Origin of the sequence: Streptomyces sp. NBC_00425, from assembly GCF_036030735.1 — a bacterium.
Classification (GTDB): domain Bacteria; phylum Actinomycetota; class Actinomycetes; order Streptomycetales; family Streptomycetaceae; genus Streptomyces.
Window position 1 is genome coordinate 5,611,505 of record NZ_CP107928.1, and the last position, 22,649, is coordinate 5,634,153.

The 22,649-nt window shown below is 72.2% G+C and carries 18 protein-coding genes; 7 read left to right on the forward strand and 11 right to left on the reverse strand.

Annotated features, from left to right (window positions below):
- Positions 1 to 58: 58 nt before the first annotated feature.
- Positions 59 to 3,364 (reverse strand): S41 family peptidase, encoded by a 3,306-nt coding sequence (locus OHS82_RS24375; RefSeq protein ID WP_328434471.1) that lies wholly within the window; start codon positions 3,362 to 3,364, stop codon positions 59 to 61.
- Between the two features lie 195 nt (positions 3,365 to 3,559).
- On the opposite strand from OHS82_RS24375, the gene OHS82_RS24380 reads away from it, so the two are divergent.
- From OHS82_RS24380 to OHS82_RS24390, 3 genes are all read left to right on the forward strand, one after another.
- Positions 3,560 to 4,168: a TetR/AcrR family transcriptional regulator gene (locus OHS82_RS24380; protein WP_057578770.1), complete on the forward strand. Its 609-nt coding sequence runs from the start codon at positions 3,560 to 3,562 to the stop codon at positions 4,166 to 4,168.
- A 149-nt stretch (positions 4,169 to 4,317) separates the two neighbouring features.
- Complete coding sequence (locus OHS82_RS24385; protein ID WP_057578768.1) at positions 4,318 to 6,528, forward strand: MMPL family transporter; 2,211 nt, start codon at positions 4,318 to 4,320, stop codon at positions 6,526 to 6,528.
- A gap of 327 nt (positions 6,529 to 6,855) precedes the next feature.
- On the forward strand, positions 6,856 to 7,467 hold the full coding sequence (locus OHS82_RS24390) for a lamin tail domain-containing protein (protein WP_328434472.1): 612 nt from the start codon (positions 6,856 to 6,858) through the stop codon (positions 7,465 to 7,467).
- Positions 7,468 to 7,554: 87 nt separating this feature from the next.
- Here the strand turns inward: OHS82_RS24390 and OHS82_RS24395 are convergent, their stop codons facing one another.
- A complete protein-coding gene (locus OHS82_RS24395; protein ID WP_328434473.1) occupies positions 7,555 to 9,519 on the reverse strand; it encodes a YncE family protein in 1,965 nt (654 codons plus the stop codon).
- Positions 9,520 to 9,737: 218 nt separating this feature from the next.
- Between OHS82_RS24395 and OHS82_RS24400 the strand changes: the two genes are divergently transcribed.
- The 3 genes from OHS82_RS24400 (at position 9,738) to OHS82_RS24410 (ending at position 11,443) form a co-directional block, all read left to right on the forward strand.
- Positions 9,738 to 10,229 (forward strand): YbaK/EbsC family protein, encoded by a 492-nt coding sequence (locus OHS82_RS24400; RefSeq protein ID WP_328434474.1) that lies wholly within the window; start codon positions 9,738 to 9,740, stop codon positions 10,227 to 10,229.
- Entirely contained in the window at positions 10,226 to 11,071 is an 846-nt protein-coding gene (locus OHS82_RS24405) for an EamA family transporter (protein ID WP_057578760.1), read from the forward strand. Before OHS82_RS24400 ends, OHS82_RS24405 begins: the two co-directional genes overlap by 4 nt.
- 84 nt (positions 11,072 to 11,155) lie before the next feature.
- Positions 11,156 to 11,443, forward strand: a complete 288-nt coding sequence (locus OHS82_RS24410; RefSeq protein WP_057579358.1) for a DUF1876 domain-containing protein — start codon at positions 11,156 to 11,158, stop codon at positions 11,441 to 11,443.
- A gap of 90 nt (positions 11,444 to 11,533) precedes the next feature.
- On the opposite strand, the gene OHS82_RS24415 is transcribed toward OHS82_RS24410, so the two are convergent.
- The 6 genes from OHS82_RS24415 to OHS82_RS24440 all read right to left on the reverse strand — a co-directional run bounded on the left by OHS82_RS24415 (position 11,534) and on the right by OHS82_RS24440 (position 16,542).
- Positions 11,534 to 12,703, reverse strand: a complete 1,170-nt coding sequence (locus tag OHS82_RS24415; protein ID WP_328434475.1) for a serine hydrolase domain-containing protein — start codon at positions 12,701 to 12,703, stop codon at positions 11,534 to 11,536.
- A gap of 76 nt (positions 12,704 to 12,779) precedes the next feature.
- Entirely contained in the window at positions 12,780 to 13,184 is a 405-nt protein-coding gene (locus OHS82_RS24420) for an organic hydroperoxide resistance protein (RefSeq protein ID WP_057579357.1), read from the reverse strand.
- A gap of 238 nt (positions 13,185 to 13,422) precedes the next feature.
- The gene (locus OHS82_RS24425; RefSeq protein WP_057578756.1) at positions 13,423 to 13,893 is read right to left on the reverse strand and encodes a MarR family winged helix-turn-helix transcriptional regulator; all 471 of its coding nucleotides are present in this window, start codon (positions 13,891 to 13,893) and stop codon (positions 13,423 to 13,425) included.
- Positions 13,890 to 14,675 (reverse strand): energy-coupling factor ABC transporter ATP-binding protein, encoded by a 786-nt coding sequence (locus OHS82_RS24430; protein ID WP_057579355.1) that lies wholly within the window; start codon positions 14,673 to 14,675, stop codon positions 13,890 to 13,892. The genes OHS82_RS24425 and OHS82_RS24430 overlap by 4 nt, the downstream gene beginning before the upstream one ends.
- Before the next feature lie 41 nt (positions 14,676 to 14,716).
- Positions 14,717 to 15,478: a cobalt ECF transporter T component CbiQ gene (cbiQ, locus tag OHS82_RS24435; RefSeq protein ID WP_057578754.1), complete on the reverse strand. Its 762-nt coding sequence runs from the start codon at positions 15,476 to 15,478 to the stop codon at positions 14,717 to 14,719.
- 5 nt (positions 15,479 to 15,483) lie between these two features.
- A complete protein-coding gene (locus OHS82_RS24440; protein WP_057578752.1) occupies positions 15,484 to 16,542 on the reverse strand; it encodes an energy-coupling factor ABC transporter permease in 1,059 nt (352 codons plus the stop codon).
- 274 nt (positions 16,543 to 16,816) lie between these two features.
- Between OHS82_RS24440 and OHS82_RS24445 the strand changes: the two genes are divergently transcribed.
- Positions 16,817 to 17,200 carry an SsgA family sporulation/cell division regulator gene (locus OHS82_RS24445; RefSeq protein ID WP_057578750.1) on the forward strand — a complete coding sequence of 128 codons (384 nt, stop codon included), beginning with the start codon at positions 16,817 to 16,819 and terminating at the stop codon, positions 17,198 to 17,200.
- Positions 17,201 to 17,299: 99 nt separating this feature from the next.
- Here the strand turns inward: OHS82_RS24445 and OHS82_RS24450 are convergent, their stop codons facing one another.
- The 3 genes from OHS82_RS24450 to OHS82_RS24460 form a co-directional block, all read right to left on the reverse strand.
- Complete coding sequence (locus OHS82_RS24450) at positions 17,300 to 18,979, reverse strand: penicillin-binding transpeptidase domain-containing protein (RefSeq protein WP_057578749.1); 1,680 nt, start codon at positions 18,977 to 18,979, stop codon at positions 17,300 to 17,302.
- 143 nt (positions 18,980 to 19,122) lie between these two features.
- Complete coding sequence (locus OHS82_RS24455; protein WP_328434476.1) at positions 19,123 to 20,757, reverse strand: penicillin-binding transpeptidase domain-containing protein; 1,635 nt, start codon at positions 20,755 to 20,757, stop codon at positions 19,123 to 19,125.
- 126 nt (positions 20,758 to 20,883) lie between these two features.
- Positions 20,884 to 22,635 carry a dolichyl-phosphate-mannose--protein mannosyltransferase gene (locus tag OHS82_RS24460; protein WP_328434477.1) on the reverse strand — a complete coding sequence of 584 codons (1,752 nt, stop codon included), beginning with the start codon at positions 22,633 to 22,635 and terminating at the stop codon, positions 20,884 to 20,886.
- Between the last annotated feature and the right edge of the window lie 14 nt (positions 22,636 to 22,649).

The window sequence follows — 22,649 nt, forward strand, 5'->3', positions numbered from 1 at the left end:
GCGTGTCGGCGATGCGTGTCGGCGTCGCGTGCCGCCGATGCGTCTCGGCTCTGCGTCCTCAGCTCTGCGCGCCGCGCGGCGGCAGTCGCGGCCGGGACCGGTCGGGGACGTCGGTGAGGTCCGGCGGGGTCGCCGGAGGTGTCAGGGCGAGGAGGTCGAGAGCCAGCCTCACGGCGTCGTCGAGTTGGGCGTACCGGCCCTCGGCCCAGTCGAGCGGCGTGCGCAGGGCCTCCAGGTCGGGGGTGACGCCCCGGTTCTCCACCGACCAGCCGTAGGCGTCGAACCAGGCCGCGTTCATCGGGACGGTGATGACGGTGCCGTCGCCGAGCTGATGGCGGCCGGTCATGCCGACCACGCCGCCCCAGGTGCGCTGGCCGACCACCGGGCCCAGCTTCAGCAGTTTGAACGCGGCCGCGATCATGTCGCCGTCCGAGGAGGTCGCCTCGTCGGCGAGCGCCACCACCGGACCACGCGGCGCGTTCGAGGCGTACGACACCGGCTGGGCGCCTCGGGTGAGGTCCCAGCCGAGGATCGTGCGCGTCAGCTTCTCCACGACCAACTCGCTGATGTGGCCGCCCGCGTTGCCGCGCACGTCCACGATCAGCGCGGGCCTGGACACCTCCATGCGCAGGTCCCGGTTGAACTGGGCCCAGCCCGAGCCGCCCATGTCGGGGATGTGCAGGTAACCGCAGCGGCCGCCGCTCAACGCGCGGACGACGGCCCGGCGTTTGGCGACCCAGTCCTGGTAGCGCAGAGGGCGTTCGTCGACGAGCGGGACGACGGCCACCCGGCGCGCCCGGCCCGCCTCGCCTTCGGCCGGGGCGAAGGTCAGCTCGACCGTGGTGCCGCCGGCCCCGGCCAGCAGCGGGTAGGGGCCGGTCACCGGATCGACCGGCCGGCCGTCGACGTGGGTGAGCACCGCGCCCTCGCGGATGCCGGTGCCCGCCAGCGGTGAGCGGGCCTTGGAGTCGGAGGAGTCGCCGGGCAGGATCCGGCGGACGGCCCAGCCGGCGTCCCGGCGGACGAGGCTCACGCCCAGCAGGCCCTGGAGGCGCTGGTAGTGCGGCGGTCCCTCGTTGCGGCGGGCGGCGGTGACATAGGCGTGCGAGGTGCCGAGCTCGCCCAGCACCTCGCGCAGCAGGTCCGCGAACTCGTCGGGTGACGCGACGCGTTCGACGAGCGGGCGGTACTGGTCGAGCACCGCGTCCCAGTCGATGCCGCACATCCCCGGGTCCCAGAAGTAGGCGCGGATCAGCCGGCCGGCCTCCTCGTACGCCTGTCGCCATTCGGCGCCGGGGTCCACCTCGTGCAGGATGCGCCGCAGGTCGATCCAGACCGTGGAGTCCGGGTCCCCGGTCTCGGACGACGGCACCGCCCGCAGGTCGCCCTCGTCGACGACGACCAGCCGGCTGCCGTCACCGCTGAGCGCGAACCAGTCGAGGTGGTCGACGAGTTCGGACTTTCGGGCCTTGCCGATGCTGAAGTGCTCCAGCGTCGGCCGGCCGCTGGTGTCGTCCGGGTTCGCGAACGTCTCGCCCAGCGCGCCGGAGATCGGCCAGCGCAGCCACACCAGTCCGCCGCCCGCGACCGGGTACAGGGCGGAGTACTTGGACGCCGGCACGGGGAAGGGGGTGACCCGGCTCTCCAGCCCCTCGGCCTCGACGGTCACGGTCCCGTCGCCGGCCTCCCCGCCCTCGCCGTCCTGCAGCGGGTCCAGGCCGCCGGCGGCCGGACGGCCCTCCGGGGTCAGCGCGAAGGGCGAGGGGGTGGCCGAGGACAGCGGCACCAGGTAGGGGCGGCAGCCCAGCGGGAAGGACAGGTCGCCGGTGTGCACGTCGTACACCGGGTCGAAGCCGCGCCAGGACAGGAACGCGAGGTAGCGGCCGTCCCGGGTGAAGACCGGGTTCTCGTCCTCGAACCGTCCGTCGGTGACGTCGACGACCATCCGTTCGCCCTTCGCCACGCCAAGGACGCGGGCCATCTTGATCTGCCGCAGGGAGCGGCCGATGCCGGGGTGCGACCAGGTCAGCCAGCCGCCGTCCGGCGAGAACGCAAGGTCGCGGACGGGACCGTTGACCGACGCGATCAGCTCGGTGACCGCGTCCTCACCGGGCTCCGCCGGGGAGCCGCCCTCGGGGTCCTCGCTCACGTCGACGAGCAGCAGCCGGCCGTCGTGCGAGGCGATCGCGAGCCGCTCGCCCGCCGGGTCGGACACCATCTCGAGGACCCGCCCGAGCCTTCCGGAGGCCAGCCGGCGCGGCGCGCGGTCGCCGCTGGCGCGCGGCAGGTAGGCGATCTCGACGGCGTCCTCGCCGTCCGCGTCGGTGACGTAGGCGACCTGGCCGCCCGAGCCGAGCATCTCCGGCAGCCGCACCCGCACCCCGGGCGTGTCGGCGATCGTCCGGGCGGGTCCGTCCCGGTGGGTCAGCCAGTAGAGGCTGCCGCGGACGACGACGGCGCTCGCCCGTCCGGTCTCGTCGACGGAGATGCCGTCCACGTGCTGGGCGGCCGGGATCTGGTAGCGCCGCCGGCCGGCCCGCGGCCCGCCGAGGCGCACGTCGACGCGGCGCGGCGCGGAGCCGGCGGCGAGGTCGTCGACGATCCACAGCTCTCCTGCGCACTGGTAGACGACGCGGGTGCCGTCGCCGGCGGCGTGCCGGGCGTAGAAGGCGTCGTGGTCGGTGTGCCGGCGCAGGTCGGAGCCGTCGTGGGCGCAGGAGTACAGGTTGCCGACGCCCTCGTGGTCGGAGAGGAAGGCGATGCGGTCGCCGACGAAGAGCGGGCAGGCGAGGTGCCCGTCGAGGCCTTCCAGCAGGCGCTGCCCGTGCAGCCACAGACGTCCGGTGGCGCCGCCGCGGTAGCGCTTCCAGGCGGCCGGCTCGTGCGGGGGAGTACCGGTGAGCAGGAGGGTGCGGCGCTCGCCGTCGAGGTCGGCGACCTGGAGGTCGGAGACCGGGCCCCAGGGGAGCTTGCGGCCGGGCGAGCCGTCGGTGGGGACCTTGTAGGACCAGGTGAAGTAGGAGAACGGCTCGCCGTGGGAGGCGACGGCGAGGATGTCGGCGTTCCCGTCCGGGTCGGGGGGCGTCCAGCCGCGGACCTGGGTGTCGGAGCTGCCCCAGTACGTGAGGCGCCGCCCCGGACCGCCGTCCACCGGGACCACGTGGATCTCCGGGACGAGGCTGCGCCAGGTCGTGTACGCGATGTGGCGGCCGTCGGGGGAGAAGCGGGGGTGCCCGGCCTTCGTGCGGTCGACGGTCAGCCGCCAGGCACGCCCGGGGTCGTCGAGCGGGGTCAGCCAGAGGTCGTCCTCGGCCACGAAGCACAACAGGTCACCGCTGAGATGGGGCAGACGCAGATAGCTCACCTCCCCATGCTTTTCCGGGGGATGGACCGGAGCAACTTATGACAAAGGCGCGTCGCGGACGATCACGTGGACGATCGGCCGGAGACCGCGTGAGCCAGGACACGTACGAAACTGTTTCGTTTCGCAGCGGGATGCGCTACATTCGGCGTGTACGAACAGGAGACTGTGGCGGTGCGGAGTGGGAAGGTGAGCGGAATGACCGAGGTCTCGACGGCGCGTCGCAGCCGCATCACTCCCGAGCGTGAGGCCGAGCTGTACGAGGCCGTGCTCGAACTCCTCCGCGAAGTCGGCTACGACGCCCTCACCATGGACGCCGTCGCCGCCCGCACCAGGTCCAGCAAGGCGACGCTCTACCGCCAGTGGGGCGGCAAGCCCGAGCTGGTGGCGAAGGCGGTCCGGCACAGCAAGCCGGGCGGCTCCCTCGACGCGATCGACACCGGGTCCCTCAGGGGCGACCTGCACGCCCTCACCCTGCGCTCGGACGACTGCCAGATGGAGCAGAACTCCGCGCTCATGCGAGGGCTGGCCATGGCCGTCCACGACAACCCGGACCTGCTGAAGGCGTTCAAGGAACACCTCATCGAACCGGAGCTGGCCGAGTTCCGCCGGGTGCTGTCACGGGCGATCGACCGGGGGGAAGTCCGCGCGGACAACCCCGCGGCCGAGTTCGTGATGCACATGATGATCGGGGCGTTCGCGGCCCGGACACTGCTCGACGAGCAGCCCCCGACGCAGGAATTCCTCCTCTCGTACATCGACGCCGTGGTGCTCCCCGCCCTCTGCGCGCCGAATCCCGCCACCTGACCGTCCCCACGGTCCGCCCAACCTGACGTCACCGCTCACGTCGTCGGGCCGATCACCCCTGCCTCCCCGCCGGGTTGGTCAACCCTGCCCCCGGGGCCCGTGCCGCAGCCGCGGCCCCTACACCACGACCTGACCGGGAGTACGCCTCCGTGGCCACGTTCCTTTACCGACTCGGCCGGCTCGCCTTCCGCCGCCGCCACTTCGTCGCCCTCATATGGGTGGCGCTGCTGACCCTCGCCGGCGTCGGCGCCGCCTCCGCGCCCGCCGCCGGGACAACCTCCTTCTCCATACCGGGAGTCGAGGCCCAGAAGGCCTTCGACCTGCTGGAACAGCGCTTCCCCGGGGCCAGCGCCGACGGCGGGACCGGGCGCATCGTCTTCAAGGCGCCCGAGGGCCAGAAGATGACCGACGCCGCCAACCGGGCGACCGTCGACAAGGCCGTCAAGGCCCTCCGTGACGGCTCCGAGGTCACCTCCGTCACCGACCCCTTCACGACGCACGCCGTGAGCAAGGACGGGACGGTCGCCTACACCTCCGTCAAGTACGACGTCCCCGGCATGGAGCTGCAGGACTCGACCCGGGACGCCCTCGAGGCGGCGGGCGACACGGCACGGGCCACCGGGCTGACCGTCGACGTCGGAGGCGACGCCCTCCAGGCCGGCGCCGAACCCGGTGCGATCGGCGAGGTCATCGGCCTCGCGATCGCCGCCGTCGTCCTCGTCCTCACCCTGGGCTCGCTGGTCGCGGCCGGGCTGCCGCTGCTCACCGCGATCATCGGCGTCGGCATCGGCGTCTCCACCATCACCGTCCTCGCCAAGGCGCTCGACCTCGGCGACACCACCTCCACCCTCGCGCTGATGATCGGCCTCGCGGTCGGCATCGACTACGCGCTGTTCATCGTCTCCCGCTACCGCAGCGAGCTCGCCGAGGGCCGCGACCGCGAGGAGGCCGTCGGCCGCGCCACCGGCACCGCAGGCTCGGCCGTCGTCTTCGCCGGCCTCACGGTCGTCATCGCCCTGGCGGGCCTCGCGGTCGTCAACGTGCCCATGCTGACCAAGATGGGCCTCGCCGCGGCGGGCACGGTCGTGGTCGCCGTCCTCATCGCGCTGACCATGGTCCCGGCGCTGCTCGGCTACGCGGGCAGGAAGGTCCGCGCCACCGGCGAGAAGCGCAGGCCGGCCGCCGTGAAGGGCGAGCAGGGCGAGCAGGACAAGCCCGGGCCGGGCGTCCGCTGGGCCAGCTTCGTCGTCCGTCGTCCGGCCGTCGTGCTGCTGCTCGGCGTGGTCGGTCTCGGCGCGATCGCCGTCCCGGTCGCCCAGCTGGAGCTGGGTCTGCCCGACGACGGCTCGCAGCCGACGTCCACGACCCAGCGCCGGGCCTACGACCTGCTGTCGGAGGGCTTCGGCCCCGGGTTCAACGGCCCCCTGCTGATCGTGGTCGACGCCGCGAACAGCGACGACCCCAAGGCCGCGGCCACCTCGGTGACCGACGGGATCAAGAAGCTCGGGGACGTCGCCACGGTCACCCCGGCGATGTTCAACAAGGCCGGCGACACCGCCACCATCACCGTGATCCCCGGCTCCAAGCCGTCCTCGACCCAGACCGAGGACCTGGTGCACGCCATCCGTGACCAGGGCGCCGACGTCAGGGCCGACACCGGCGCGCGGGTGCTGGTCACCGGCACCACCGCGATGAACATCGACTTCTCGCAGAAGCTCAACGACGCGCTGATCCCGTACCTGGGCCTGGTCGTCGGCCTGGCCTTCCTGCTGCTGATCGTGGTCTTCCGCTCCGTCCTGGTCCCGCTGAAGGCGGCCCTCGGCTTCCTGCTCAGCGTGCTCGCCGCGCTCGGCGCCGTGGTCGCGGTCTTCCAGTGGGGCTGGCTCGGCGGCCTGATCGGCGTCGAGGAGACCGGCCCGATCATGTCGATGACGCCGATCTTCATGGTGGGCGTGGTGTTCGGCCTCGCGATGGACTACGAGGTGTTCCTCGTGACCCGGATGCGGGAGGCGTACGTCCACGGCGAGAGCCCGAGCCAGGCCATCGTCACCGGCTTCCGGCACAGCGCCAAGGTGGTGGTCGCCGCCGCGATCATCATGATGGCCGTGTTCGGCGGCTTCATCAGCTCCGGCGAGTCCATCATCAAGACGATCGGCTTCGGCCTCGCGATCGCCGTCTTCTTCGACGCGTTCGTCGTCCGCATGGCGATCGTCCCGGCGGTGCTCGCGCTGCTCGGCAAGAGGGCCTGGTGGCTGCCGAAGTGGCTGGACCGCGCCCTGCCCAACGTGGACGTCGAGGGCGAGGGACTGCGCACCCCCTCCGACGCGGGCGAAGAGGACCGCGAACTGGTCCGCGTCTGACACGTCGGACCGTCCGTGACACGTCGGACCGTCCGAAAAGACCGCCGGTGAGGGCTCCGTGGGGACGGGGCGCCCTCACCGGCCTTTTTCTTGACGACCCGTCTCGTGACCCACTATCGGGTGACGGCGTCACACACTCGGGCCGCACGGGGCGGGTGGCCCAACGGATCCGGTGTGTTCAGGACATAGATGGACATGGAAGGCTACTGTCACCGGAATGTGCATGATTCGTAACGTGCAGCGGTATTGAGCCACTTGGGGCGGGCAGGGTGGGCAATCTGGTTCTGCGGCCGAGGGGCCGCACACCGCACCAAGCAAGGAGACCTTGTGTCCGTTTCCTCTGTTTCCGCCCGTCGTCTCACCGCCGTCGCGATCGTCGCCGCCGCTGTGACCGGAGCGGCGACACTGCCGGCGTCGGCCGCCGCCGCCTCGCGTCCGAACCGGCCGCAGGTGGAGATCAGCGCCGTGCACTACGACGCACCGGGTCGGGACGACCGCTCGGCCTTCTCCCTGAACAAGGAGTGGGTGGAGCTGACCAACACCACCCGTCACGGCGTCAACCTGGACGGGTGGACGCTCTCCGATGACCGCGGCGACAAGTACACCTTCCGCAACTACCGGCTGGCCCCGCGCTCCACGGTGCGCGTCCACACCGGCATCGGCCGCGACACCCGCACCGACCTGTACCAGGACCGCCGCCGCGAGGTGTGGGACAACCGCTCCGACACCGCCACCCTGCGCGACGACCACGGCCGCCGCGTGGACCAGGAGTCCTGGGGCTTCAACCGCCACCACGGCGACGACCGCCACCACGGCGACGACCGCCACCACGGGGACAACCGCCACCACGGGGACAACCGCCACCACGGGGACAACCGCCACCACGGGGACAACCGCCACCACGGGGACAACCGCCACCACGGCGACGACCGCCGCTGACCCCGCCCCATCACGCGCGACGCGCCCGTCCCCTTCCGGGGCGGGCGCGTCGCCGTGTCATGCCGCGGATCCTCCCGCGGCCCGTGCTCAGTTGGTGAAGACGATGTACTTCCAGGCGCCGTGCGTCGTCGCGTTGACGTTGTCGCCGGAGGAGCCGTCGATGTACGACGAGCGGATCCGGGCGCGGATGCCCGCCTCGCCGGGGGCCTCCAGCGTGACGGCGGACTTCCCGCTCGCGCCCACCGGGAAGTACTGGGACCCGGAGTCGTACCAGGAACCCTGGTAGTAGACCTGGACCTGCAGGCGCTGCTGGCGGCCCGCGTAGTAGTTCATGGTCGTGGTGAACAACGGGTCGGTGTTCTTGCGGAAGTAGGAGTACGTCGTGGAGCCGATCCTCCCCGTCTTGTAGTGCCGGGAGACGGTGGTCGACACCTTCGCGTAGGCGCCCGCGGTGGACTTCGCGGTCTTGCCGGCGCTGCGCGAGTCGCCCGCGAAGACGGCGGTGACGGCCGTGTCGCGGGTCATGTCGACGACCACCGACAGGTTGCCCTGCGAGTTGACCTTGGCGTTCTTGACCAGCTTCTTCGGCTTGTCGGAGCCGGCGGGGTCGACGTAGATCGCCACCGTGCGGTTCCTGTACGTCGCGCCCAGGTGCGCCGTGAACGTGACGTCCTTGCCGTACGCGTACAGCTTGCCGTTGTTGGTGACGCTGAGCGCGGTCGCCTTGCGCGAGACGGCCACCACGTCGGAGCCGACGGTGGCCGCGTGACCGGCGTCGCCCGCGAAGAACACCCGGTAGGTGACCTTGCCGCCGGCGGGCGGGACGTCCGTGAAGGCGAACGAGCCGTCGGCCTTGGTCTTGACCGGGGCGAGGACCTTGCCGCCGGGCGACTCCAGGTCCGCCCGGGTCACCTTGAGGACGGTGCCCGCCGGAAGCGGCGTCGCCGAGGTCAGTCGGCCTGTGACGGTGAGCTTCTTGGCGCGTTCCGCCTTGACCGGAGCCGTCACCTTCAGCGCCGGCAGTTCCTTGGTCGGGTCCGTCAGCGCGCGCAGGGTGAAGACGTCCGCGGTGTTCACGGAGACCGCGAACACCCGGCTGCTGTCCGGCGCCCAGGCGAGCGCGCCGTCGACGAGGGTGTCGGCGCCGCTGCTGTTGCCGGTGTTGGGGAAGTCGTACTCGCGCACCGGCGTCGTCGCGCCCGGCCGGATGACGTGGACGTCGGGGTCGTACCAGGAGAAGCTGCCGCCCGCGACGCTGCCGTCGGGTGCGACCCGCACGGCGTTCGGGTACGCGTCGATGGCGTAGCCGGGCTGCTCGGCGAGGTCGGTGGCCGAGTAGGCGCCGATGCCGTAGCCGAAGCCGGGCGAGCCCCACGAGGTGAGGACCTGCTTGCCGTCGGGCGTCAGGTCCAGCTGCTTCACGGACCCGTCCATGTCGCCCTTGGCCCGCAGCGTGGCCCCGTCGGCCGAGAGGTCGTAGACGGCGACCCGGCCGCCGTTGCCGGCCACCAGGACGCCCGGGACGGCCGGGTCGGCGCCCAGGAGCGCGGTGCCGGAGAAGTCGCCGTCCCCGCGCTGGGAGAGGTGGACGGCGGGTTCGGCGCCCGAGACGTCGAGCGAACCGAAGTCGGAGCCGTAGCCGAACCAGATGCGGCCGTCCACCACCTCCAGGTCGCCCGGAGCCACGCCCAGCGGGTAGCTCGAGGTCTCGCTGTACGTCCCCGTCTCCACGGCGATGATCCGGTTGGCGTTCTTGACGGCCGCGTACACCTGCCCGGAGTCGGCGGACAGCGCGAGGCCCGTCACGCCGGACAACCCGGTCAGGGTCGCCTTGACGGTGCCCGCGTAGTCGGTGACGACGATCTTTCCGCCGCTCGGGTCGGAGACGTAGACGCGCTGGTGGGCGCCGTCCACGACGATGTCGCCGACCGACTCCACCGGAAGGACGGTGGCGGAGTCGGCCACGGCCACTCCCGCCGAACTCGCGGCGAGTACCGCGGAGCTGAGAACGACCGCGAGCGTCGTCGCGGCCGAGATGCTGCGCCTGCGCACAGAAATGGGAACCCCCAGGAAAAAGAGCCCGGTGTGTCCGCCGGGCGTGGTGAAACGCCTGCGTCCCCCCTTCGCGCCCGCAGCGGGCGCGTGAACGCGGCAGAGCAGCAGCGTATGGCATGGCAATGACAACAGGGACGGGATTTCCGCCCAGCCCTGGACGCTTACCGGACAAACCCGCTCGCGTGCCCGGCGCAACCCTCGCTAGCGTGCCGCGCATGACGACCACCGGCGCCCACCCTCGCTTCGCCCAGGCCCTGAGCGAGCTCGGCCTCGACGAACTGACCCCGCGCGTCCGCCGCTTCCCCGACGCGACCCGCACCGCCGCCGAGGCCGCCGCCGCGATCGGCTGCGAACCGGCCGAGATCTGCAAGTCCCTCGTCTTCGCGGCGGACGGCGCGCCGGTCCTCGTGCTGATGGACGGCGCCTCCCGGGTCGACGTCGAGCGGGTACGGCAGGTACTCGGCGCGCAGCGCGTGACGAGGGCCGCAGCCGACGTCGTACGGGAGACGACGGGGTACACGATCGGCGGGGTGCCGCCCTTCGGCCACCGCACACGCACGCGTGTCCTCGCCGACCGGGGCCTCCTTGCGCACGGCGTCGTCTGGGCGGCGGCCGGCGATCCGCACGCCGTCTTCCCCATCGCCCCCGACGCCCTGATCCACCACGCCGGCGCGGCCCTCGTGGACGTCCGCGAACGCACCGCGTGACCCCGCTGGTCACCGCCGCCGTCCTGCTCGCCGCCGTCACCCACGCCGGCTGGAACGCCATCGCGCACCGGATCACCGACAAGCTCGCCGGGTTCGCGCTCATCTCCGGCGGCGGCATGCTCATCGGCCTCGCCCTCGCGCCGTTCACCGCTTTCCCGGCGGCCCGCGCCTGGCCGTACCTGCTGTCCTCCGCGGTGATCCACATCGCCTACTACGCGCTGCTCATGCGGTCGTTCCGGCTCGGCGACTTCGGCCAGGCGTACCCGCTCGCACGCGGCTCCGCGCCCCTCGTCGTCACCGTCCTCGCCGCCGTCTTCGCGCACGAGGCGCCCGACGCCCGGGCGGCCGCCGGGATCGCACTGTCCTGCGCGGGGCTGACCGGCGTCGCCGTCTGGGGACTGCGCGGGCGGCGGCCCGACCGGGCGGCGATCGGAGCCGCCCTCGCGACCGGCGTGACCATCGCGGCGTACACGGTCGTCGACGGTCTCGGCGTCCGCGCCTCCGGCTCCTCCCTGGGATACATCGCCTGGCTGATGGCCGTGCAGGGAGCCGTGGTCCCGGCCTACGCCGCCCACCGCCGGCGCGGGCGGACCCTCGCCGTCCTGCGTCCCTTCGCCGCCCTCGGCCTGCTCGGCTCGGCCCTGTCCGTCCTCGCGTACGCCCTCGTGCTGTGGGCGCAGACCCGCGCCGAACTCGCCCTGGTCGCGGCCCTGCGCGAGTCGTCGGTCCTGGTCGGGGCCGCCATCGGGGCGCTGTTCTTCAAGGAGCGGTTCGGGGTGCCCCGTCTCGTCGCCGCCGGGCTGCTGGTCGTCGGCATCGGTCTGATGCTCCACCCCGGCTGACGCCCTTCGGTCCGGGCCGTCCGCTGGGTGCGGCCGTCCGCTGCGAGGCGCACCCTGGAACCAGAGGCTTCGGAGGTGACCGTCATGACGCACACCGCAACGCGCACGACCGTCGGATGGCATGTCGAGCTGGAGTTCGAGGAGGACGACCGGCACACACGCGCGGTCGCGCTGGTGCGGCTGCCCGACGGGACCGAGGTGCGGTCCCAGGGGCACGCCAGCCGGCACACCGTGGACGCCGACCAGCCCCGGGTCGGAGAGGAGATCGCCGGCGCCCGCGCGCTCAACGAGATCGCCATGCAGCTGCTGACCAAGGCGCACACCGAGATCGACGACGCCTCGGGGCGGACGTCGCACTCGATCAACGTGTAGACGTCACCGACGTCGGTGCAGGCATCGGCATCGGCATCGGTGTCGACGCCGCGGTCACGGCCACCGCCGCTGCCACCGCCACCGTCGTCGTCACGACGTCGCCGTGGTCGCCGTCCGCAGCGCGCGGAGCAACGCCTGCGCCCGCGGGTCCGCCGTCACGCTCGCGCGGAAGCCGTTGGTGACATAGGCGAAGGCGATCCCCGACTCCGGGTCGGCGAGGCCGAGGGCGCCGCCGCGGCCCGGGTGGCCGAAGGCGCGGGGCGACAGCAGCGGGGAGGCGGCGCCGTGCAGCATGGGCCCGAGGCCGAACCGGGTGTTCACCACCAGGACCCGGTCCGGGCCCGACGACTGCTCGCCGCGCGCGAGTTCCACCGTCTCCGGCCGCAGCAGCCGCACCCCGCCCTCCACCTCGCCGATCAGCGACGCGTAGAAGCGGGCCAGGCCCTCGGCGGTCGCGATGCCGTTGGACGCGGGCAGCGCGGCGGCCCGGTACGCGGCGTCGTTCTCGTCGGGCAGCGGGGTGATCGCGGCGAAGGCGCGCCGGGTGAGGGAGGCCGGATCGGCGTAGGCGGCGGTGACGGCGGGCTTGGGCCGGGTCCTCAGCGCGCCCGCCTGCACCGGCGCATCCACTTGGCCCACGCGTCCCGCCCGCCCGCGTTGCGCGGCCGGCAGTCCGAGCCACAGGTCGGCGCCGACCGGCCGGGCGATCTCGTCGGCGATCCACTCGCCGACCGGCCGTCCGGTGATCCGCCGCACCAGCTCACCGGTCAGCCAGCTGTAGGTCTGCGCGTGGTAGCCGTGGTCCGTCCCGGGCTCCCAGACCGGGGTCTGCGCCGCGACCGCCGCCGCGCCGAGGTCGGGGTCGGCGGCCTCGGCGGGCGTCAGCGGCCGGTCGAGGACCGGCACGCCCGCGCGGTGCGCGAGGACGTGCCGTACGAGGGTGCGCTCCTTGCCGGCCGCCTTGTACTCGGGCCAGTACGTCCCAACGGGCGCGTCCAGGTCCAGCTCGCCGCGCTGGTGCAGCAGCAGGAGGCCGGCGGCGACCACGCCCTTTGTCGCCGAGCGCACGATCTGGGCGGTGCCCCGCTCCCAGGGGGCCGTGCCGTCGACGTCCTTCGTGCCGCCCCACAGGTCGACGACCTTGCGGCCGTCCCGGTAGACGGAGACCGCCGCGCCCCGGTCGCCGAGCGCCTCGAAGTTCCGTGCGAACGCCTCCCTGACCGGCTCGAAGCCCTCGGCCACCGCACCGCTCACGTCCACGCCCGCACATCCTCTCGCAGTTCGCCTTCGACTCCTCGGGGAACGCCCGGGGCGAGCCTGCGATTCCTTCGTCCCGTCAGCCGAGAATGATCGTGACATCGATGTTGCCGCGTGTGGCGTTCGAGTACGGGCAGACCTGGTGCGCCGCGTCCACCAGCTTCTCCGCGAGGCCCGGGTCCAGCACGGGGAGCGAGACGCTGAGCGCCACCGCGAGCCCGTAGCCCTTGGTGCTGTTGGGGCCGATCCCGACCTTGGCCGCCACCGTCGACCCCGTCAGGTCGTAGCCCGCGCGGTTGCCGACCAGGATCAGCGCGTTGTGGAAGCAGGAGCTGTAGCCGGCCGCGAAGAGCTGCTCCGGGTTGGTGCCGTTGCCGTCGCCGCCCAGCTGCGGCGGCATCGCCACCTTCAGCTCGATCTGGCCGTCCTGACTGGTCACGAACCCGTCGCGGCCCCCGTGCGCGGTGGCCTCGGCGACGTACATGATCTTCGTCGGACGGGTGTCGGCGGTGCCGGCCGTGCCGGCCGTCCCCGCGGTCTCGGTCGTGCCGGCTGCGGCGCCCTCTGTCACGGCGGTCCCTCCCCAAACATCTTCCCCAATTACATCGTGCACAAGGTACCGGCCGGTAGGTAGGTGCGTCCCGGGCAGGGGCAGGTAACCCCCGGTAACTTCGGTCCGGGCGCGGACGTGTCCGGCCCGCCGGACAGACCGCCGCCGGGGGCTAGCGGGCGCGGTCCGCCGTCGGGTGGGCCCGCTCCGCGAGACCCCACAGCTCCTCGCGCAGCCGCGCGACCTCCGCCGTCTCCAGTCCCGTCGATGCGAGCAGCGCCCCGGGGACGCGCTCCGCACGCCGCCTCAGCTCCTCGCCGGGGCCGGTGCACGCCACCAGCACCGAGCGCTCGTCGTGCGCCGCGCGCTCCCGGCGCACCAGCCCCGCCGCCTCCAGGCGCTTCAGCAGCGGCGACATAGTGCCGTAGTCCAGCCGCAGCGCCGACGCCAGGTCCTTGACCCTCGTCTCGCCCCGCTCCCACAGCACCAGCAGCACGAGGTACTGCGGGTAGGTCAGGCCCAGCTCGTCCAGCAGCGGCCGGTAGGCGGCGGTCACCGCGCGCTGGGCCGCGTACAGCGCGAAGCAGAGCTGCTCGTCGAGGAGCAGCAGCGAACGGTCGGCGGCGGGTTCCTCGTCAGTCACGCGCCCATTGTCGCGGAGCGCGGGTCGAACCCGAAGGGCAGCTCCAGGCGGTGGGCGCGCATGAGGGCGTCGTCGGCGAGCAGCTCGCCCGTCGGGCCGTCCGCCGCGATCACGCCCTCGCTGAGGACCAGGGCGCGCGGGCAGAGCTCGAGGGCGTACGGCAGGTCGTGCGTGACCATCAGCACCGTGACGTCCAACGCCCGCAGGATGTCGGCCAGTTCACGGCGTGAGGCGGGGTCGAGGTTGGAGGACGGCTCGTCCAGGACGAGGATCTCCGGTTCCATCGCGAGGACCGTCGCGACGGCCACCCGACGCCGCTGCCCGAAGGAGAGGTGGTGCGGCGGACGGTCCTTGAACTCCGCCATGCCCACCTGCGTGAGCGCGTGGTCGACCCGCGCCTCCAGCGCGGCCCCCTTCAGTCCGGCGGCCGCCGGCCCGAACGCCACGTCCTCGCGGACGGTCGGCATGAACAGCTGGTCGTCCGGGTCCTGGAAGACGATGCCGACCTTGCGCCGGATCTCGGCCATGTGCCGCTTGTCCACGGGCAGTCCGGCCACCGTCACCGTGCCCGCTCCGCCGGTCAGGATGCCGTTCAGGTGCAGCACGAGCGTCGTCTTGCCGGCGCCGTTCGGCCCGAGCAGTGCGACCCGCTCCCCGCGCGCGACGGAGAAGTCCACGCCGAACAGGGCCTGGTGGCCGTCGGGGTAGGCGAAGGCGAGGCCGGCCACGTCGAGGGAGGCCGCCACCTCGGGGGAGGCAGCCAGGTCGGAGGAGGGCGTCATGTCGGGGGATGCCGTCATGTCGGGGGAGGGCGTCACATCGGTCACAGAGTCCATCCCAACACGCAGACGACGAGAGCGGTGAACGGGAGGGTCAGCGCGTACGACCACTGGGCCCGGGACGCGGTCACCTCGTCGATCACCGGCATGGAACCCGCGTACCCCCGGCTGATCATGGCCAGGTGCACGCGTTCGCCGCGCTCGTAGGAGCGGATGAACAGCGCGCCCGCCGACTTCGCGAGGACCCCCCAGTGCCGCACCCCCCGGGCCTCGAAGCCGCGTGACTCCCGGGCGATCCGCATGCGCCGCATCTCGTCCGCGATGACGTCGCCGTAGCGGATCATGAAGGAGGCGATCTGCACGAGCAGCGGCGGCAGCCTCAGCCGCTGCAACCCGAGCAGCAGCTCGCGCAGTTCGGTGGTGGAGGCCAGCAGCACGGACGCGGCGACGCCCAGGGTGCCCTTCGCGAGCACGTTCCAGGCGCCCCACAGTCCGTCGACGCTGAGGGACAGCCCGAGGACGTCCACCCGCTCGCCCTCCGCCACGAACGGCATCAGCACGGCGAACGCGACGAAGGGGGCCTCGATCAGCAGCCGCTTCAGCAGGAGGCCGGCGGGCACGCGCGCGCGATGCGCGACGAAGGCCAGCAGCAGCGCGTACAGGCCGAACGCCCACATCGCCTCCCGGGGCGTCGACACCACGACGACCACGAACGCGAGGACGGCGGCCAGCTTGGTGTGCGGCGGCAGACCGTGCACGGGCGAGTGTCCGTGCAGGTAGAGGCGGTGGGCGTGACCTGCTCCCATGGCCGTCAGACGCTCTCTACGGCCGTGGGGGACGCGTCCGCGCCGCGTCGCCTGCGCACCGCCCAGAACACCGCGCTGCCCCCGACGACGGTCGCGCCGACGCCGATGACGCCGGCGAGGCCGCCGGACAGGCGGGCGTTCGTGACGTCCTTGACGCCGTAGTCGGCGAGCGGGGAGTCGGAGGTCGCGTGCTTCCCGGTCTTCGCGTCGATGCCCTTGTCGGCGGCGACCTTCTCCAGGCCGTCGGGGCTCGCGGAGGCGTAGAAGCTGACGAATCCGGCCAGCACGAGGGACGTGACCAGGCCCGTCGCCCACAGCGTGCGCCGGGACGTGCGCGCCGCCGCCGGGACGGCGGGCGCCCTGTCGGCCGCCGGGGCGTCGACGAGTTCGCCGTTCACCCGCAGTCGGAGGGTCTGCCGCAGGTCGCGGGCGCCGTGGACGAGGTCCGGCCGCACCGCGAGCACGGCGCCCACGGTCAGCGCGGTGATCACGGCCTCGCCGATGCCGATCAGCACATGCACGCCGATCATGGCGGTGGCGACCTTGCCGATCGCCACGTCGGTGGTGCCGCCGATCCAGTACAGGAACGTGAAGGCCACGGCGGCGGCGGGCACGGACAGCGCGGCGGCGACGAACGACGCGGCCGTGACGGACCGGCGCCCGCGCGGCAGCACCTTCACCAGGCCGCGGAAGACGGCGTACGCGACGACCGTCGTCACGATGGCCATGTCGGTGATGTTCACGCCGAGGGCGGTGAGTCCGCCGTCGGCGAAGAGGACGCCCTGCATGAGCAGGACGACGGACACGCACAGGACCCCGGTGAAGGGGCCCACCAGTATCGCGGCGAGCGCGCCGCCGAGCAGATGGCCGCTGGTCCCCGCCGCGACGGGGAAGTTGAGCATCTGCACGGCGAAGATGAAGGCCGCGACGAGGCCGGCCAGGGGCGCGGTCCGGTCGTCGAGCTCGCGCCGCGCACCCCGCAGGCTCACGGCGATGGCGCCGGCGGCGACGACTGCGGTCACGGCGGAGGTCGGGGCGTTGATGAATCCGTCGGGTACGTGCACCCGACGATGATAGTGGCTTGATGCGAACCATTCGCAAGAGCGAGAACCTTGTGTATCGCAGAGCGTTGCAGTGCGCCGGAGCGCGTCGCGGGGCATCCGTAGTGAATCCGCGGTGAATCCGCGGTGAATCCGCGGTGATCCGCAGTGGATCCGCAGCGCATCGCACAGATGAGATACGCCTGCTCGAAGGAGCGTATTGCGGAAAATGTGGGACATTGGAAGGGAGTGGACGCACAGCTTCCGCACAGGTCACGCTGCGTGAGAGGGTCGGCCGATGTCCGTAGTCGAACAGTACGCGCGAGCCCATATCGTCACCGACGCCGACCAGGTCGAGGAGGAACGGACGGCCGTTCCCGTCGTCCTGCGCTACGACCCGGACAGCGACCCCCGCTCGGTGCGGGTCGGACTGCCCGACCGCCACGAGTGGACGTTCTCCCGCACGCTCCTCGAACAGGGCCTGCGCGCCCCGACCGGCACCGGAGAGGTCCGGGTCTGGCCGTGCGGGCGCGTCCAGGCGATCGTGGAGTTCCATTCCGCGCACGGCGTCTCGGTCGTCCAGTTCGAGTCGAAGACGCTGCTGCGGTTCCTGCGCCGCACCTACACGGCCACCGCCGCCAAGGCCTCGGCCACGTCACGGCAGCAGACCGTCAGTCACTAGGCGCGTTGCACACCCCGATGCCCCGGTGTGCCCCGAGGCCTTCCGAGGCCCCCGGCGCCGCGGGAACGGGTCCGTGGCCCGTTCGCGCGGTCCCGGCTGTCAGCCGCCCAGCCGCAGCAGCGCCGCCACGATCGGGCCGGCCGTGTCCCCGCCGTGGCCGCCCGCCTGGACGACGCCCGCGGCCGCCAGGTCGCCGCGGTAGGCGGTGAACCAGCCGTTGGGCTTGTCCTGGTTGTCGACCTCTGCGGAGCCCGTCTTGGCGCCGTAGTCGGGGCCGAGGCCGGACATCGCCTCGGCGGCGGTGCCGGCCGCGGCGGTGTAGTTCATCAGCTCCCGCAGCTGGGACAGCGTGGCCGCCGACATCGTGCGTGACGCCTTCGCCAGCGCGCGGTCGTCCACGGACGGGGCGACCAGGTACGGCTGGTGGAAGGAGCCCGACTTCACGGTCGCGGCGACCGATGCCATGTTCAGCGGGTTCATCCGGACCCCGCCCTGGCCGATCAGCGAGGCCGCCATCTGCGCCTTCGACTGCACCGGCACCGAACCGTCGAAGGACGGGACGCCGATCGCCCAGTTGTTCATCGACAGACCGAACACCTGCTGCGCCTGCTTGGTCAGGCTGTCGTCGTCCAGCTCCGGCGCCTGGCTGATGAAGGCGGTGTTGCAGGAGCGCGCGAAACTCGCCTTGAACGTGCCGCCGGTGATCTCGAAGTCGTCGTCGTTGTGGAACTTCCAGCCGCCGTAGGTGAACGTCTTGGGGCAGGGGTGCGTCTTGTCCGCCGACGCCAGGTCCTTCTCGATGAGCAGCGACGACGTGACGACCTTCATCGTGGAGCCGGGCGCCAGCGAGCCGTTGAACGCGGTGTTGAAGCCGTGACCGGCGTTGGCCACGGCGAGGATCTCGCCCGTGGAGGGGCGCAGCACGACGACCGACGACTTCGCGGTCTTCGCCACCTGCTGCTCGGCGGCCGCCTGGAGGGCCGCGCTCAGCGTGGTCTTCACGGTGCCCGGCGTGCCCTTGCTGAGCTCCAGCAGCGTCTTGTCGGAGGCCTTCTTCGCCTTGGCCGCCTTGCCTCGGACGACCTGGAGCTCGACGCCCGCCTTGCCGCCGGCCTTCTTGCCGTACTTCTCCCGCAGTCCGTCCAGCACCGGTGCCAGGGAGGGGTACTTCGCGGTCGTCAGCTCACCGCCGTCGCGGTCGACGGCCTTGACCGGCGGGGTCCCGGACGCGCCGGTGACGAGCCGGTCGCCGTCCTGCAGATCCGGGTGGACGACCGAGGCGTGCCAGTCGACCTGCGCCTTCCCGTTCTTCGGATTGCGGACCACGGTGAGCGCACTGGCGTACGACAGTGGCTTGCTGACGTCCTTGTACGTCACCGTGCCCTTCACCGAGAACGGGACTCTGGCGCCCTTGGCCTCCCCGGCGCCGAGGGCGACGCCCATGACGTGGGCGTCCTTGCCGTAGCCGGTCAGCAGGGCGGAGGCGGCCGCGGAGTCGTCCGTGGCGGCGGCCGCCTGGGCCACCTTGCCCCCCTGCCAGGCCGTGAGGAACCGCTCGGCCACGGCCTTGGCCTCGGCCGCCGACGGCGGGTCGGCCCTGACCCGCGGCACCTGCTTGCCGTTTGCGGCCGCGGCGGAACCGTCGTCGGCCGCCGCCCCGCCGCCGTACAGGGCGTAGACGCCGAACCCGGCGCCCGCGACCACGACGGCGATCATGCCGCCGGCCACGGCGGGACGCCGCTTGCTGCGCTGCTCTTCGACGCGCCTTCTCTTGCCCACTGCGTGCGATCCTCCGGATCCCCTGGGGCTTCCCCCCGCCCCGCTGCCCTCGTTGCCCTCACCGACCCCAACGACGGCAACAGCCTAGAGTCCCGTCGCGGGGGAGTGACGTCATAGGTGACGTCGGCCACTTCGGTTCCGGGTCAGCCGGCCCGCAGCACCTCCACGACGATCGGCCCCGACGCGTCGACGCCGTGGCCGCCGTCCTGGGTCATGGCGGCGGCCGCGACATCGCCCCGGTAGCCGGTGAACCAGCTGTCGGACCGGGCCTGTCCGTCGACCTCGGCGGAGCCGGTCTTCGCGCCGATGCGGCCGCTCAGACCGGCCATGACCTGGGCCGCGGTGCCGCTGGTCGCGGTCCGGTTCATCATGGAGCGCAGCTGCTGGACGGTGCCCGCGGACAGTCCCTTCGCGTGGGCCGGGTCGCGGCCGTCGAGGCCCAGCGGCACGATCACCGGCTGCCGGAAGGCTCCGGTCATCGCGGTCGCGGTCACCGAGGCCATGTTCAGCGGGTTCATCTGGACCTTGCCCTGGCCGATCAGGCCGGCCGCAGTGTCCGGGCCGCCGGCCGCCGGGACGGAGCCGTCGAACGACGGGATGCCGGTCTGCCAGTCGAGGCCGATGCCGAAGTGGTCCCGGGCCTCGTTCGTCAGCGAGTCGACCTTCACCTCGTCCGCGAACTTCACGAACGCCGTGTTGCAGGAGCGGGCGAAGCTCTCGGAGAGGGTCGCCCCCTCGTCGGGCTTCATGCCCTTGATGTTCTTGAAGGTCTGGCTCTCGGAGACGGCCGAGGACGGGCAGGGCGCGGGTCCGTTCGCGGTGGTGAGCCCGTTGTCGATGAGGGTGGCCGCGCTGACGATCTTCATCGTGGAGCCGGGTGCGACCTCGCCCAGGAACGCGGCGTTCCAGCCGTCGGCGCGGTTGTTGGCGACGGCCAGGATCTCGCCGGTGCTCGGCTTGACCGCCACCACCGACGACTCGGGGTACTTCTGGACCGCCTTCTCCGCCGCCGCCTGCACGTTCGCGCTGAGGGTCGTGGGGAGCCTGCCCGCCTTGCCCTCGGCGAGGGTCAGCAGCGGGGTGTCGGCGGTTTCGGCGGTGGCGTGCCGGATCGCCAGCTCGATGCCCGGCGTCCCGCCCGCCTTCGCCCCGTACTTGGCGCGCAACTGGTCCAGGACCGGCCCGAGGGAGGGGTACTTGTCCTTCGTCAGCACCTTGCCGTCCCGGTCCACGGCCTCGATCGACGGCGCCGACGAGTCGCCCGTGACCAGGGTGTCGTCCATGTTCTTGAGCGCGGGATGGACGACCGACGGCTGCCAGTCGACCAGCGCCTTGCCGGTGGTGACGCCCCGCACGACCGTCAGCCGGCTCCGGTAGGCGAGCGGCTTGGACTTCCCGTCGTACGACACCGTCGCCTTCACGGAGAACGGCACGCTGTCGCCGGCCGCTCTGCCCGGTGTGATCTTCACGGCCGTGATGTGCGCGGCCTGGCCGTACGAGGTCAGCAGCGGCCCGGCCTTCGCCGCGTTGTTGGTGAGATCGGCGGCGGTGGTGGCCTGCCCCTTCTCCCAGGCGGCGAAGAACGCGGCGCTGGTGTCCTTCACCTCGGAGTCGCTCGGTGGTCCGCTCTTCACGGCCACCGGCTCCGCGCCTCCCGACCCGCCGCTCCCGCCGGTGTCGCTCAGCGCGCTCACGATGTTGAACGCCCCGTAGCCGGCCCCGCCCACCATCACGGCGAACACCGAGCCGACTATGGCCGCCTTGGCCCCCTTACGCATGGTCCGCGTCCTCCCCGTCCTCCCCGTGGCGACCCTCGCGGGTCTTTTCTGAACGCGTTCAGAAAACCGCGCTCAGCCTCACAGTAAGCGCTGACGTGGCGCACGGGGCGGGAGTTTCCGCAATCGTTAGACCCACGTGTCCAGCCACATCCGTGAACGCCAGTCGTCGATCGGGATGGCCTGGCCGGTGTAGAGCGGCCAGAAGTAGATGAAGTTCCAGGCGATCAGGAGGACCAGGACGCCCGCGCCCGTGGCGCCCGCTACACGGCGGGTGTCGCTGGAACCCGGGGGACCGACGAGGGCGCCGATCATCATGGCCACGGCCAGACACAGGAAGGGCAGGAAGACGACGGCGTAGAAGAGGAAGATCGTGCGTTCCTGGTACATGAACCACGGCAGGTAGCCGGCCGCGATGCCGCAGACGATCGCCCCCGCACGCCAGTCACGGCGGAACAGCCAGCGCCACAGCACGAACAGCACCGCGAAACAGGCCGCCCACCACAGCAGCGGGGTGCCGATGGCCAGCACCTCGCGCGCGCACTTCTCGCCCGCGTCCGTCGGGCAGCCGTCCGCGCCGGGCGCCGGGGACTCGTAGAAGTAGGAGACCGGGCGGCCGAGGACGAGCCAGCTCCACGGGTTCGACTGGTACGTGTGCGGCGACGTGAGGTGGGTGTGGAACTCGTACACCTCGTGCTCGTAGTGCCACAGGCTGCGCCACCAGTCGGGGAACAGCCACGTCCAGCTGCCGCCCCTGCCGTCGGTGGCCGCCCAGTTGCGGTAGTAACCGCCCTTGCCGTCCGTGGCGGACAGGATCCAGCCCGTCCACGACACCAGGTACGTGACCAGCGCGACCGGCACCGTCGCGAGGAACGCGAAGCCCGTGTCCCGCTTCAGCACCGCCAGGTACGGACGCCGGGCGCCCGCCACCTTGCGCGAGCCGACGTCCCACAACACCGCCATCAGGCAGAACGCGACCATGATGTACAGGCCGTTCCACTTCGTGCCGATGGCCAGACCCAGCATCAGGCCCGCCCCCCAGCGCCAGGGGCGCCACCCGATGCGGGTCGTCTCCGCGACGTGGGCGTCCGGGCGGCAGCGGCCGTCGGCGTCCGGCTCGAGCGCCGCCGCCAGCCGGGCGCGCGCCTGGTCCCGGTCGGCCACCAGACAGCCGAACGCCGCCAGCACGAAGAACATCAGCACCCCGTCGAGCAGGGCCGTGCGGCTCATCACGAAGTGCAGGCCGTCCACCGCCATCAGCGCGCCCGCGAGGCAGCCGAGGAACGTGGAGCGGAAGAGGCGGCGGCCGATCCGGCACAGCATCAGCACGCTGAGCGTGCCGAGCACCGCCGTCATGAACCGCCAGCCGAACGGATCGAACCCGAAGAGCAGTTCGCCCAGCCCGATCACGTACTTGCCGACCGGCGGATGCACGACGTACGCCGCGTCCCCCGGGATCGTGACATGACCGCCCGAGGAGAGGATGGCGTCGTTGGCGTTCTTGTCCCAGTTGACCTCGAACCCGCGGTGGACGATCGCCCACGCGTCCTTCGCGTAGTACGTCTCGTCGAATATCACCGCCCTGGGGCTGCCCAGGTGCCAGAACCGCAGCACGCCCGCCAGCAGCGTGACCAGCAGCGGACCGAGCCAGGACGACCAGCGGACGATCCGGTCCGCCCACCGGTACGGGACGCCGAGCGCCTGCCACAGCCGCGGGCTGGGCTGCGCGAACGGCGGCAGCAGACGCTCCCGGACATCGGCGGAGGACTGCGCCGGGTAGCCGAAACGGCGCAGCCGCTGCTGCCACGACGGCCGCCGGTCGTGCGGCGCCGGGTCCTGCCGGTAGTCCGTGGAGTCCATGGAGGACGCGGTACTGGTCACCGCGCCATCGTAGG

What these genes read in the sequence shown, in the direction of transcription:
- OHS82_RS24380 (WP_057578770.1), top strand. Translation starts at nt 3,560, where the DNA reads ATGACCGAGGTCTCGACGGCGCGTCGCAGCCGCATCACTCCCGAGCGT.
- OHS82_RS24400 (WP_328434474.1), top strand. Translation starts at nt 9,738, where the DNA reads ATGACGACCACCGGCGCCCACCCTCGCTTCGCCCAGGCCCTGAGCGAG.
- OHS82_RS24410 (WP_057579358.1), top strand. Translation starts at nt 11,156, where the DNA reads ATGACGCACACCGCAACGCGCACGACCGTCGGATGGCATGTCGAGCTG.
- OHS82_RS24420 (WP_057579357.1), bottom strand. Translation starts at nt 13,184, where the DNA reads ATGTACGTCGCCGAGGCCACCGCGCACGGGGGCCGCGACGGGTTCGTG.
- OHS82_RS24430 (WP_057579355.1), bottom strand. Translation starts at nt 14,675, where the DNA reads ATGACGCCCTCCTCCGACCTGGCTGCCTCCCCCGAGGTGGCGGCCTCC.
- cbiQ (WP_057578754.1), bottom strand. Translation starts at nt 15,478, where the DNA reads ATGGGAGCAGGTCACGCCCACCGCCTCTACCTGCACGGACACTCGCCC.
- OHS82_RS24445 (WP_057578750.1), top strand. Translation starts at nt 16,817, where the DNA reads ATGTCCGTAGTCGAACAGTACGCGCGAGCCCATATCGTCACCGACGCC.
- OHS82_RS24455 (WP_328434476.1), bottom strand. Translation starts at nt 20,757, where the DNA reads ATGCGTAAGGGGGCCAAGGCGGCCATAGTCGGCTCGGTGTTCGCCGTG.